This window comes from Ezakiella coagulans (assembly GCF_003096635.1).
In the GTDB taxonomy this organism is placed as follows: domain Bacteria; phylum Bacillota; class Clostridia; order Tissierellales; family Peptoniphilaceae; genus Ezakiella; species Ezakiella coagulans.
Window position 1 is genome coordinate 1 of record NZ_QEKV01000017.1, and the last position, 12869, is coordinate 12869.

The following is a 12869-nucleotide window of genomic DNA, read 5'->3' on the forward strand; positions in this document are numbered from 1 at the left end:
TTTGCCAGTTTTTCTAATTTTTTGCCTTGATTTTGTAATTGTTTCAGCTTTACATCGCACTTTTCTCTTTCTTCCTGAAGTTCAGAAATTTGTTCTTGTACTTCCTGTAATGTTTTTTCTTTCTTCATTTTTCATTCCTTTCGTCTAATCTTTTTCTGTTCTCATAAAGAAAGGCTAAATACCTTTCTTTGATACTTAACCTTTCATCATTTTTTAGATTTTATCTTCTAAAAATTTTCTCAACTTTTCTAAAATTCTATCCCTCCTCCCACTGATTGCTTGATGTGTAACTTTCTCTCTTCTGCTAATTGACCTTAAACTTTCTTCTTTGTAGAAGATGGCTTCCATTAACTCTCTTTCTTCTTTTGTCAGTGTAGCTAATGCTTTATTTAGTTCTTCAATTTGCATTTTTACTTCTACGATTTTTTCTAAGTCTATTTTTTCATCTATGATGTTATCTACAAAGTGTCCGTCATGGTCTAATGCTGAAAATGGTATTACATTATGCTTCCAATCTTTTCTTTGGAGATATTTTTCATGCTCTGTTATCTTCCAATAAGCTTTGTAGATTTCTTCACTTACGGCTACGCCTTTCCCTCTGATATAAATATAGTATTCTCTTTTGTCCATTGTGCGTTCCTCCCTTTTTATTTCTCTGTTTTGGTTTTTTGAGAATAAAAAAGGAGGACTTCTACACTTTGGCGTAAAATGTCCTCTTATAAATAATTCAGATTGATTTCTTCTGTTTTTCTTATTTACTTTTTACTAATACTTATTTTATTTAATATCTTATACGCTATTAAACAGCAAAAAGTATTTACAATTATACTAATCATAATTTCTATCGCTGATGTTTCATACGCTCCTGACAAAATAAACACAGATGATATTGGATAAATGGCTCTTAAAATTTCCTTTGAGGCAAAAAATATTCCCACAAAAGAGTATATCTCAGCGATAATCAGAGCTATCCAGTAGCTTCTTTTTACAAGTCCAACAAATGCAATAATTGGAGATATTACCATAAAAACGCTTATTCCAGTTAATACATATACAACAAAATAGTGAACTACTTCACTCATATTTACTGCGTGTAAATGCAATACCGCTTCTATAATTAAGGATGCCGTAAATAGTATTAAATAAACAAAAATACTACCTAATAGAGTAATTATCATTTTTGCAGTAATCATATTACTCTCGTCTATCGGTATTAGCCTTAATGATTTTAGTACATCTTCTTGTTCCTCACGACAAATAATATATCCTCCAAACAATGCTATCAAACTTGGCAAGACAAAATATGTGGTCAAAGAATGCACCTGTAAAATATACCATCCAAATGTGTCTATATACTTTTCCCCACTAAATGTAAATTGTCCTTGAAGAAAAACAACTCCCAAAGTCATTATGAGTGCAAATACAAGCAAAAATATCAATTTTGATCTGTGAAGTTTTTTATATTCAGCTAATAAAAGTGTCTTCATTTACCATCCTCTCCTTTTCAATAATAATTTTGTAACTATTGTAAATCCGACGACCCATATCCCTATACAAAGAAGAGAATAAAATATATTTATATCCTGATTTAATATTATTCCCGGGACATCCCTCAAAACAATTGCTGTAGAGCTTGATAATGGGTGTATATACATATTAACCATTAAAATTACAAATCCCGAAAAGGCATAAACAATCGTAATGCAAATCGGTAAAATGTATTTTTTTGTTAAAAATGCGATAGATAAAATAGGCAGCATGGAAACTGATAAAAGTCCACTAATCTCAAAACACTTTCTAATGAGAAAAATCAACAAAAAGTGATTCATCTCTATATGATGAATAATTCTTCCAAAAAGAAGTGTAAAGAGAATTGATAAACCCATAAAGACTAAAGTATATAAAAACACAATTATAAATTTGCTAATTAAAAGCTTCGTCTTTTGTATCGGAACAATCCATAATGCTTTAAAAGTGTCATTTTCATACTCCATAGACACAATCATTGTGGAAAATATTCCTAATATAATTGGCAAAATCAGCCATAAATTATAACTAAAGATTGTCCATTTGAAATATTTCATTGCATTATCTGAAAGATCTATATTCCCAAAATATATAGTGGCAAGCAATGGCATTAAGAGTGTTGCCAGAAACATCATCCAAACAATCTTTTTCCTTTTCAATTTAAGAAACTCTACTTTAACTAAATTAAGCAATTCCCTCTCCTCCGGTTATTTTTTTGAAGTAATCTTCCAAAGAATCATTACATATTTGTGATGAAATCACTGATATTTCATTCATAACCAACGACTTGTTAATTTTTGCCATATCTAATCCATGACTATATATCCTTATATGATTATTATCTTCAACAGAATAATTTGTTATTCCAAACTCTTTTTCCAAAATAGTCGCAGCTTTTGATACATCTGATACTTCCAAAATAATGTACTTTCTATTTTTCTTATTTAATTCTTCCATACTGTTTTCTTCTAATAAAACTCCTTTATCTATAATGCCCACTGTATCAGCAAGGAGTGTTATTTCAGATAGAATATGACTGGAAATCAAAATTGTTTTTCCTTTTTTTACACTTAAATCTTTTATAAAATCTCTAACTTCTGCTATACCTATTGGATCTAATCCATTTGTCGGTTCATCTAAAATTAAAACTTCAGGATCATGTAAAATTGCATTAGCTATTCCCAGTCTTTGTTTCATTCCTAAAGAATAATTCCCAAAGAGTTTTTTATCTTTATATGGCAGACCAACTACTTCTAAAGCATTTTTAACCGCATTAGGAAAAGCCGTTCCTCTTAACATTGCAAATATTTCCAAATTTTCTGTCCCTGTAAGATTAGGATAAAATCCCGGTGTTTCAATAATTGCACCAATTCTTGGATAAATCTTTTTCTCATTACCTTTTATGTTTTGATTGAAAACACTTACTTCACCATTTGAAATATCCGTAAGACCCAATATCATCTTCATAATGGTTGTTTTCCCTGCTCCATTTCTCCCTAACAACCCATATATAGAACCTTTTTCAATGTGTAAATTTACAGAATTGACAACCGTTTGTTCTCCATAAACCTTTGTCAAATTCTTTGTTTCGATAATATAATTTTTCATTTCACTTTTCCTCCTTATTTTGTAACATCATTTTCTGCACTCTATTACATATTATTTTTTGCTAATCAAGTCACTAATATTATTAAAAATTCCCTGTTTTAATTTCCAAATACCAGTATAGGGCTGTTCAATATAACAGTTGCCTTTCTCCTTATATAAATATGCTACACTTGGATTTTTTCCCTCATCTTTGTGATAGAATTTTATTATGATATAGCTATCAACATTCGTAGGTTGGTCATTTGCACTTTCTTTATTAGTATTTTCTGAATTATCTTTTATATCACTAACCAATTTTGATATTTCTTCTTTAGTATTAATTATCTTAGATGTTTTGGAAGTACTCTCCATAATTTCAACTTCTGTTATATTTTCAACTTCGGGCAACATTATCTTTTTTTATTTACGCATGCCTTTAAAGCTAACAAGCAGATAATAATTAGTGTTATTTTCATATATTTTTTCATTTTCTCACACCTCTATCTAAAAACAATAATTTTTATGAATTAGCCTAATAGTTTTGTCTTTTCATGGATTTTATTGAAAGTATAAAAAATACTATTCCGATTGATAAAATAGATACTAAACAACTAAACGAGGATGCCTTTAGTGAATATCCACCAATACTATTTTCTACCATTTCTTTGGCAGCCGATGATATATTTTGATAAACCCCTAATAAACTTGCAAGCGGATGTATATGAACTAATATCGAAGCTCCAAATATCCCAATTCCTAAATAAAGCAAGCACATAGAAATAGGTAAAACATAACTCTTAGAAAAAGTAGCAATATAAATTACCGGAAGCATTGCAATCGGAATTAATAAAGCTGCAAGCATATATAATATTGCTGCCTCTTTTAATGTAATTAAATTAAAATCTACGAATCCGGCACTTAATACTGCACCCAAAACTGATGACATATATGTTAATACCATCAAAAATATAGTCAGTAATTCTATCAAAATAAATTTCGCAAAAAATACTTCAAATCTACTAACCGAAGTTATTAGTACATTCTTTAATGTGTCATTCTTCCTTTCGTCAAAAAATAACATTGTAGAAATCATTCCAATTACGATTGGCAAGAACACAAAAGTTATATTCTTAAACGCTAAACAATATAAGTCTCCAAAACTATCCATGATAGGACTTTCTCTTGAAATTGAAAATGCTCTTTCAATTGCAAACAAATTCAAGATAACAGTTAGTATAATAATACCTATCAAAATTTTACTTCTCTTCCATTTTTTTATTTCAGCTTTTATCAAGAACATATCGCACCTCCTTACAATAAATATTGTAAATGATTAACCTTGCCATAATCTTGCGACACTCTTGTTTTTATCTTGCTTCAATAAAAAAAGCCCCCTAAGAGGCTTCCTAAATCAGCTATTTACATTGCAAACTCTACAGTAAAAACAGTTTTTATATTTGGCGCACTACTTACGCTTATTTTAGCATTATTTACTCGCAATAATTCTTTGGAGATTGATAATCCAAGCCCTGAACCTTTTGTTAATCTTGAACTATCTGCCTGATACATTCTGTCAAATATATATGGTAAGTCCTTTTCACTTATACCATCTCCATTATCTAAAATCGTCAAAATAACTTTTGTATCCGATTCTTCTAATTTCAAATGTACTCTATCACAATTACTATGAACAATAATATTGTTTATAATATTGTTTAAACTTCTAAAATAAGCATTTTCATCTATCCTTATATTACATTCCTGTTCCGGAATTTCAATTTCATAGCTTATATGTTTTTCTTCAAAAACAGGAATCCAATCACTTATGACATTTCTTGTTAATTCGTTCAAATCCTTATCCGCAAAAGAAAACTTCCATTCTCCTGAATCCAATTTTACCCAATCAAAAAGTTTTTCTACAAAATCCTTTAAGTAATGTGCTTTACTTAAAGAAACTTTTATATAGTCATCTTTTTCATCACCTGTAACAAGTCCTTCTTGAACTGCTTCCAAATACCCAACCATAGATGCTAAAGGAGTTTTTACATCATGAGATAAACTTGTCATGAGTGATTTATATGCCTGCTCCGACTGTTTTTGCTCTATTAGTTTATTTTGACTTTGTAGTGTTATCTCATTTATATCGTGGCAAATTTTTTCTGTAGTATCATTTTTCTTAATTAAAATTCTACGATTGTAATCACCATGTTTGATATCAACAAGTACCTCCCTAATCCTATCTATTTCCTTTTTTATATGCGTGATCTTTTTTACTAAATATAGGATCACACATAAAAGTATCAAGATTATGATATTTTTTATATCCATACATCATTCCCCCTTACTAAAACGGTAACCCACGCCTCTTACTGTCAAAATATAGGTCGGTTCTTCAGGGTTAGGTTCTATTTTTTTTCGGAGTTTACTTATAAAGGACATGATATTACTATCATCAAAAAGATAATCTTCTTCCCAAACATTCGTATATATTTGTTTTTTTGTAAAAATTCTCCCTTTGTTAGATGCGAGAAAATATAACAAGTCAAATTCTTTACTTGTTAATTCGATACTGTTATCGTTTATTTTTACAGTTCTATTCTCTTTATCTATTCTCATATCTTCTATTATGATTTCTTTAAACTGGTCTATGCTTTTCTGATTAAAGTCTGTGAATCTTCTAACCATAGCTTCAACTCTTGCTTTAAGTTCATTGATATTAAAGGGCTTAGTTAGATAATCATCCGCACCTTGTTTAAGTCCATAAATTTTCGAATCATCATCAGACTTTGCAGTCAACATTAAAACTGGAACAGTGTATTCTTCTCTTATCATCTCCAAAACTTGAAATCCATCAAAGTCAGGGAGCATAATATCTAATAAAATCAAGCACAGATTGTTTGAACTTCGGATTTTTTTATATCCATCTAATCCATTATTAGCAATGTCTACAGAATATCCATCTGTGCTTAAACATTTTTTAATTAAATTACATAATGCAATATCATCATCTATAATTATTATCTCTTTCATATCTCATAACTCCATATACTTATCCAATATAATCATCATCAAATGAAAATACATCATTTGGTGTGCAATCTAAAGCCTTGCATATTTTTTCTAAGTTTTTTAGTGTTATAGGCTTATTCTTTCCCATCTGTGCCATAACGTTGGTGGTAAGATTTGCCATAGCTATTACATCAGTTTTCTTCAAGCCTTTTTTGGCTAACTGTATCCATAACGGTTTATAATTTAATGCCATACTAATCCTCTTTTCTTTTAATACTATATTTATAAGGATTATACCATAAATATTGGTTATATTCAATTTATATTTGAGTATCTGTTTTGTTTTAGAGATTTTGTTGTGTCATTCCGTCTTTATTTCGCCATAAATTGCTTAATGCCTTGAGATTTAGCACCAGGGTTGTCATTCCCATAACCTTCCATCAGGTTGATAACACCCCATGCTCCAAGCCCTGCACCAATTGCTGTAACTAATATTTTTAATACATTTACTGCTTGTGTAAAAAATTCCATTTATATTTCCTCCTCTTTTTCTTCTTTTTTAATTTTATTTATGTGCTTTACGATAAAATTTTTAAATGTCTTGTCTTCTTTTTTTGTTTCCTTAAAATATCCAAAAATATGGATGTATTCTCCACTTTTAAATTCCTTCACACTTTTTGCCTTTTCTCCGTAGAGATTACAGTAGATATATTCTTTCTTAACCTTTCCTTCTTCTTTGTTCTTTCTAACTATTGTGAAGTTAGCTACTTCTTTTTCTCCTTCCTTTGTATCTATTGCAGTTGTTTTTATTTCTCCTACTAGATTTCCATTAATATTTAGCATTTCTCTTTCCATTTGTTCTATCTCCTTTATTCCATAAAAAAAGCGATAGTTTTCTCTATCGCTTCTACTTCTAATTAATTAATATTTCATTTTTCTCTGTATCTTATTTTTTCGGCTCATCTCGTATATATTTCATTCTTCCTCCTTTGGGCATAAAAAAACACCGAAATGTTTTTTTCGGTGTAAATTTCTCTATTTAATTTTATGGTTTTAGTAATTCTTTCCAGTTTTCTATAAAGCCAACATGTCTTAATTCAATATTTTCATATCTTGCTATTAGTGCTATTAGATCATGATAAAAATTTTTGTAATTTTCTTCTTCAGAAACTATTTTAAGATTAACTAATGTAGCAAATATTGTATTGTTTGAAATATTATTTTTTAAATATTCTTTATATAGCTTTGGTGATTTTGTAAGCTTTGCTCCATATAGCCTGCCATAATGGGCACATATATTTCTTATATAGGCAAAATTTTCTATCCAAGATTCAAAGTAATGGTAGTCTGTATGAAAGACTTTTGCAATTTTACTTTTATCTTCATTTTTCATATTCTTATACATTTTAGATAAAGTTCCAAAACTTGCTACTTCTATCACTGCATAGAGTGGAATTTCTCCACCTTCATAATTGTCTTTAAAGTTTTTTATAAATGGTGAGCGTCTATTTCTTTTAACTTCCCTTGCTAATTCTTCTAGTACCCTTTCTTGTTCCTTTTGTTTCTCAAAATTATTCATATCTTTATATGAAAAGTTCCCATATCTTAAAGAAAAATAGTTTGTGATAACTGCTCTTAAAGAAACTTCAATATGCTCTATTGTTTCAAATATAAGCTGTCTAAGTTCTCTATCAAATTTATATAAACTTACAATATCTTCAAAACTTATTCCTGATATATATCTTCCATCTTTTTTTAATGTGATACTATAAGCTTTAATCAGCCTGTAATAGGATATTCTTCCAAGAATTTTCTTAGCATAAGTTTTATCTTCTACTAAAAGTCCTAAGTCTATTAAGTTTTTTACTTGATTTTCTATACTAATCGGTTCTTGATGAATTTTTTTCATTTTTTCTCCTAAAATCAAATGACCCGACTTGGTCCGCATTGTTAAGAGGCGTGTCGGGTACTGTTGACATTATTATATGCTATAAAATATTTTTTGTCAAGTAATTTCTTTTAATCTTTCCTAAATATCTATCTTACTTCTAATTTTAAATTTATTCATCTAATATTTCAACTACCATACTCTCTTTTAACTTAACCTCATCTTTTCTCTGCAGGTATTTCTCTATGTCAAATATATTTCTCTTATCATAATCTTCAAGGAACTTATAATTCTTATGTTTGGTTATGTCAAATTTATCTGAAAGAAATGGTCTAACTCCTCTTAATTGGTAGATACATTTCCCACCATCCATTACAGTTATTTCATCTTGACTCATTAATTCTTTTCCAGTTTTTTGATAGTTTAAACCAAAACTCTTTTGATTTGATCTTGTTTCTGATGTGTTATATAGGTCTATGGTTTCTTTGCCTAGGCTTTCAGATAATTCTTTTAATGTTGTTCTTTCTTTGCCTCCTAAAAATAACGTCGAATCACAATTGCCAACTATGGTATCTGCATTATCTTTATAGATACTTTTTAGTTGTGATTGTGCTTGTAATATTATACAAGCTGATATTTCTCTACTTCTAATAGTTGCTATCAGCTTTTCAAATTTAGGAATTAAGCCGATATTTGCGAATTCATCAAGTAGGCATCTCACATGAACAGGAAGTCTTCCGCCATATTCATCATCTGCTTTATCACATAATAGATTAAATAATTGTGAGTACATTATTGATACTACAAAGTTAAATGTATCATCTGTATCCGATATTATTACGAATAAAGCTGTTTTCTTTTCTCCAAGTGTATCAAGCTCCAGTTCATCTTCTTTCATTAAGTCCCTAAGTTCCTGAATATCAAATGGAGCAAGCCTTGCTCCACAGGATATAAGGATTGATTTGGCAGTTTTTCCTGTAACAACTTGTCAAGGACTTTCTAATCATTTTTATGAGGTTTTTTATCTTTTTCTCGCTCCATTTCTCTAAGCATTATCCTTTTCAACTTATCTTGCATAGTTTCAGTCGCATTTTCATTAAAATGGACAATAACCTCATAAGTTACTTTTCCAATCTTCTTTATAGTCTTTGTTCCTGTATTATGTTCATTTCTGTTTTCGTTCATATTGTTTTCCTCCTACTTTTCAAGCATTAAAAAAACGACCAGATTGCCATTTCCAGTCGTTTCTTTTTTCAGGGTCGCAAATTGCCACCTTGAAATTTTAAATATTATTGTTGATTATTTAATCTTGTTTTTTGTCATCTTCTATTGATAGATACTCTCTATTTAATTCGTTGAGTAATTCTTCTTCACTTGGTAAATACAGCTTATATTTTGATGCAAATATCTGTTTTTCATCTTCAGGAAGAGTATATTTAACAATCGAATCGCTTTTGTCTGCACAAAGTACAATCCCTATTGGGGGATTATCTCCCTCATTCATCATTTCTCTTTCATAGTAATGGACATACATTTGCATTTGTCCTAAGTCTTGATGTGTCAAATCACCAATTTTTAAATCAATCAAAACAAAGCATTTCAAAATATAGTTATAAAAAACTAAATCTATTCTGAAATGTCTACCATCAAAGGTAAATCTTTTCTGTCTTGCTACAAAAGAAAAACCTCTGCCCAATTCTAAAAGAAATTTCTGCAAATGAGTTATTAAGGCTTGTTCCAAATCACTTTCATAAAAATCCGCATTGGCTTCCAGACCTAAAAACTCCAGCACATACGGATCTCTTATAATATCCTCCGGTGCTTTATTTTTCTCTAATTGTGTTATTTCTTTTGACACTTCTTCTTTATTCTTGCTTGACAGCAATCTTTCATAAAAAAAACTATTTATCTGTCTATCAAGCTGTCTTGTACTCCAATTAGATTTTATAGCTTCTTCTAAATAAAAACTCCTTGCTCTTTCATTTTCAACACGCATTAAACTACGATAATGTGTCCAACTCAATTCGCTACGCAGTGCGTAGCCATTTGGAAAAGTAATGTAAAACTGCCTCATATTTTTAAGATTTGCAACTGTAAATCCCTTTCCAAAATCCTTTGTCATCTGCTTAGATAGTTCTTGTAATAATCCTTGCCCATATTCTGCTGTATCTTTGCCACCTTGTTCATCAATAATTCTCTTGCCAATATTCCAGTATGCTTCAACCATCGCAAAATTTGCTGTCTTGTAAACTTTATTCCTTGCACTTATGAGTATATTCTTAATTTCATTATAAAAATTATTTTCCATAACCATACCTCCTAAATTCTTTTATATTTTTCTACTCCGCCTTCAGCTTTTCCGATGTGTTCCACATTTTTTACAAGTCTCTTATTTACATTTTCATAAAACCATCTGCCAATCAATGCCGGCGGTGTTGCGATTAACTCTCTCAAAACAAATTCTTTGCCCTTCGGTAAAGAGCTAATTTTGTTTAATAAGGTAGTATATAGGTCAGCATAGCTTGTATTTTCTTGTAAACTGCTACACTTACAATATTCAGTAACGCTTGGGAAACCTCCCTCTATTGCTTTTTTAGTTAAAATTTCAAGTTCTTCATCGGTTACAGTAAATTGAATTCGCATTTATATATCCTCTCCTTATAACTGAGTTTATTACCATATCACTATCATTTTATCATAAATACGATATTTTTTTCATACTGCAATTTTAAGCCCTATTTTACACTTAGCTATAGTCTGATACCTATTTTATCATTAACGCTCTAAAAACACCTTTCCACCGTCTTATACGAGGTCTACAAGTGTTCCCCCTTGTCATAATCTTCAAAGGTATATACTTTTGATTTATGGCTTTCTTTTAATTTACCTTTATCTTGCTCATACCAATGAACTAAGGTCGCATAATGATCTTTATAGTTTCTTCCCGTGCTTTGCATATGGGTTGACAGCTTCTCTATCATTTCTTCCCTATGACCTTGCATTTTATCCTTTAACTTCCCATATTCTTCATCGGTTAAGGAAACATTTTTATATTCTCCATAAAGGTTGGGGGATATTTTTTCTATCTCCCCCTCTTTTTCTAACTCTATATCTATCTCTTTATCTATCTCTATATCTCCGTTGCAGTTTTGTTGCAAAAGGTTGCAAGGTGTTGCACCAGTGTTGCATTGCAACGCTTTTTGTCCTCTCGATTTTCTTGAACGCCTTGTAGAAGCTGTTTCTGAACCTATAAGACTTGGAATTTCTGTTAAAAAATACTCGTCATTTTCTGTAATTATCTCCATCAATCCTTGTGCTACAAGATAATTTACTATAACCATTACATCATCTTCCGTTTCATCAATCGTTAAGGCAAGCTCTTTGATAAAGTCTGTTTCTACTCCATCATAATACAGCTTCCCACTATCTTTTAAGCTAAGTAAAAGCAATTTAAGATAAATGATTGTATAGGTATCTCCTCCTGATATTTTTCTTAGCCTTTTGATTCTCTTATCTGTAAAAAAATCTTCTTTCAATTTTAACCAATAGTATCTTCTGTTGTCTGCCATTTTTATCTTTCCTCCCCTTTATTTTTATAATTTTCTTTAGCCTTTTCTTTTGCTTTTTGTTTGTACTGACCCTTTCTTTCCTCTTGCTCTTGAAATTTTTTCAGTTGTGCAATTACACTTGGTTTATCTCCCCTCTTAATTGCCTTGTCTATCTCTATAGATAAATCTATTCCATACTCGTCACCCACAATCTTTACTGCATATTTGATATGATCTATCTGCTTAAATTCGTCTTGAACTTTAGCTTTATCTTCAGTTAAGTCTTGTATCTGATTTTCAAGGCTTGATATTTCTTTCTGCCAATCACTCGACTTTATAGCTGATGTTCCAGTAAATTTTTCTATAGTCTTTCTTGCTTTTTTGTAGTTTTCAATTTCATCTTTATGTGAATTGTAAAATTTATCTTTAAGAAAAGTTTTATCTTTATATTCCTGATATACCGCCTTATTTTCTTTGATGATGTCTGCACAAATAAAGCAACGATTTAACTCCTTTATTCTTTGGGTTTTGCTTTGAATATCTTCACTTATCTTTTTACTTTGCTTTGCCAGTTCAAAAACTTTTTCTTGTAGGTCTGCTATGGTTTGAAGATGATTATCTTTTAGATAGTAGATTGCTTTTACAAATCTCTTTAGGTCTGCATTTCCCTTTTTTATCTGTCCATAGTAGGATAGATTTTTTGTTTTTTCTCCCTGTATTTCGTTGTAGATAGAAATATATTCATAAAGGTTAAAGAGTTCTGCTTTGTTCTCCAGTTCATCTTTCTTGGTCTGTTTATACCCATCGTATTTTGCTTGCAGATTTCCAAGTAAAGAGTCTATCCAAGAAGTGATTTCTTTTATCTTGTTCTTGATAGCTTTTACTAAAGAGTTATGTTTTTTTATTTCTCTGTTGATGTTTCCTTTGTCGGTTTCGATTCCTTTTTTCTCTAAGGCACTGGCACTTGCTCCCATGTGAATGGTTGGGATTTCTTCTATCCCTTGCCTTTTGTAGGAACGATGATCCACTCTCTTTTCTTGATGATTTTTTTCTAAATACTGATTACAAAGTCTTGCAAAATTCTCTCTCCATTTCTCTGCGTTTCCTTTATTGTTCCAGTCTGTCAGCTCTACTTTTCTTGTTTTGTAGTTCCCGCTTTTTAGTTTTATCTTTTCTCCATTTTCATCAATTACATATTCTTTTTTGCTTTTTGCCTGCCACTCTCCTTTTTCATTGATTGGTCTAAGGGTAGTCATAATATGAGCATGTATATTGTTGTTATCTTCACTTGTTCTATCATGGATTGCAAG

16 protein-coding genes and 3 pseudogenes are annotated in these 12869 nt (G+C 30.3%); all 19 read right to left on the reverse strand.

The genetic code is table 11. The features are described from left to right. A pseudogene (locus C7381_RS08905) lies at window positions 1-128 on the reverse strand (DUF3847 domain-containing protein); the annotation flags it as partial. Between the two features lie 85 nt (window positions 129-213). Continuing rightward, on the reverse strand, window positions 214-630 hold the full coding sequence (locus tag C7381_RS08370; RefSeq protein WP_116480610.1) for a sigma-70 RNA polymerase sigma factor region 4 domain-containing protein: 417 nt from the start codon (window positions 628-630) through the stop codon (window positions 214-216). 125 nt (window positions 631-755) lie between these two features. Continuing rightward, window positions 756-1487, reverse strand: coding sequence for an ABC transporter permease (locus C7381_RS08375; protein ID WP_116480611.1), 732 nt, complete (start codon window positions 1485-1487; stop codon window positions 756-758). Then, window positions 1488-2219 carry an ABC transporter permease gene (locus C7381_RS08380; RefSeq protein ID WP_070640800.1) on the reverse strand — a complete coding sequence of 244 codons (732 nt, stop codon included), beginning with the start codon at window positions 2217-2219 and terminating at the stop codon, window positions 1488-1490. Next, window positions 2212-3135, reverse strand: coding sequence for an ABC transporter ATP-binding protein (locus C7381_RS08385; RefSeq protein WP_000800750.1), 924 nt, complete (start codon window positions 3133-3135; stop codon window positions 2212-2214). Before C7381_RS08385 ends, C7381_RS08380 begins: the two co-directional genes overlap by 8 nt. A gap of 51 nt (window positions 3136-3186) precedes the next feature. Then, complete coding sequence (locus C7381_RS08390; protein WP_001892001.1) at window positions 3187-3525, reverse strand: DUF5301 domain-containing protein; 339 nt, start codon at window positions 3523-3525, stop codon at window positions 3187-3189. A 121-nt stretch (window positions 3526-3646) separates the two neighbouring features. Further along, window positions 3647-4414, reverse strand: coding sequence for an ABC transporter permease (locus C7381_RS08395; protein ID WP_116480612.1), 768 nt, complete (start codon window positions 4412-4414; stop codon window positions 3647-3649). Between the two features lie 119 nt (window positions 4415-4533). Next, window positions 4534-5442 carry a sensor histidine kinase gene (locus tag C7381_RS08400; RefSeq protein WP_116480613.1) on the reverse strand — a complete coding sequence of 303 codons (909 nt, stop codon included), beginning with the start codon at window positions 5440-5442 and terminating at the stop codon, window positions 4534-4536. 3 nt (window positions 5443-5445) lie between these two features. Further along, the gene (locus tag C7381_RS08405) at window positions 5446-6144 is read right to left on the reverse strand and encodes a response regulator transcription factor (protein ID WP_116480614.1); all 699 of its coding nucleotides are present in this window, start codon (window positions 6142-6144) and stop codon (window positions 5446-5448) included. Between the two features lie 19 nt (window positions 6145-6163). Next, window positions 6164-6376, reverse strand: coding sequence for a helix-turn-helix domain-containing protein (locus tag C7381_RS08410; RefSeq protein WP_037612780.1), 213 nt, complete (start codon window positions 6374-6376; stop codon window positions 6164-6166). A 125-nt stretch (window positions 6377-6501) separates the two neighbouring features. Beyond that, window positions 6502-6654, reverse strand: a pseudogene (locus C7381_RS08415) (Maff2 family mobile element protein); the annotation flags it as partial. Further along, a complete protein-coding gene (locus C7381_RS08420; protein WP_002842079.1) occupies window positions 6655-6978 on the reverse strand; it encodes a single-stranded DNA-binding protein in 324 nt (107 codons plus the stop codon). A gap of 190 nt (window positions 6979-7168) precedes the next feature. After that, window positions 7169-8032: an Abi family protein gene (locus C7381_RS08425; protein ID WP_019107265.1), complete on the reverse strand. Its 864-nt coding sequence runs from the start codon at window positions 8030-8032 to the stop codon at window positions 7169-7171. Window positions 8033-8183: 151 nt separating this feature from the next. Next, window positions 8184-8999, reverse strand: a pseudogene (locus C7381_RS08430) (VirD4-like conjugal transfer protein, CD1115 family); the annotation flags it as partial. Between the two features lie 11 nt (window positions 9000-9010). Further along, complete coding sequence (locus C7381_RS08435; protein WP_001005000.1) at window positions 9011-9196, reverse strand: transposon-encoded TnpW family protein; 186 nt, start codon at window positions 9194-9196, stop codon at window positions 9011-9013. A 118-nt stretch (window positions 9197-9314) separates the two neighbouring features. Next, entirely contained in the window at window positions 9315-10319 is a 1005-nt protein-coding gene (locus C7381_RS08440) for a PDDEXK nuclease domain-containing protein (RefSeq protein WP_165803647.1), read from the reverse strand. Between the two features lie 11 nt (window positions 10320-10330). Then, the gene (locus C7381_RS08445) at window positions 10331-10654 is read right to left on the reverse strand and encodes a hypothetical protein (protein ID WP_001222545.1); all 324 of its coding nucleotides are present in this window, start codon (window positions 10652-10654) and stop codon (window positions 10331-10333) included. A gap of 173 nt (window positions 10655-10827) precedes the next feature. After that, the gene (locus C7381_RS08450; RefSeq protein ID WP_116480616.1) at window positions 10828-11580 is read right to left on the reverse strand and encodes a phage replisome organizer N-terminal domain-containing protein; all 753 of its coding nucleotides are present in this window, start codon (window positions 11578-11580) and stop codon (window positions 10828-10830) included. Window positions 11581-11582: 2 nt separating this feature from the next. Next, a partial coding sequence (locus C7381_RS08455) for a MobA/MobL family protein (RefSeq protein ID WP_116480617.1) occupies window positions 11583-12869 on the reverse strand: 1287 nt, incomplete at its 5' end.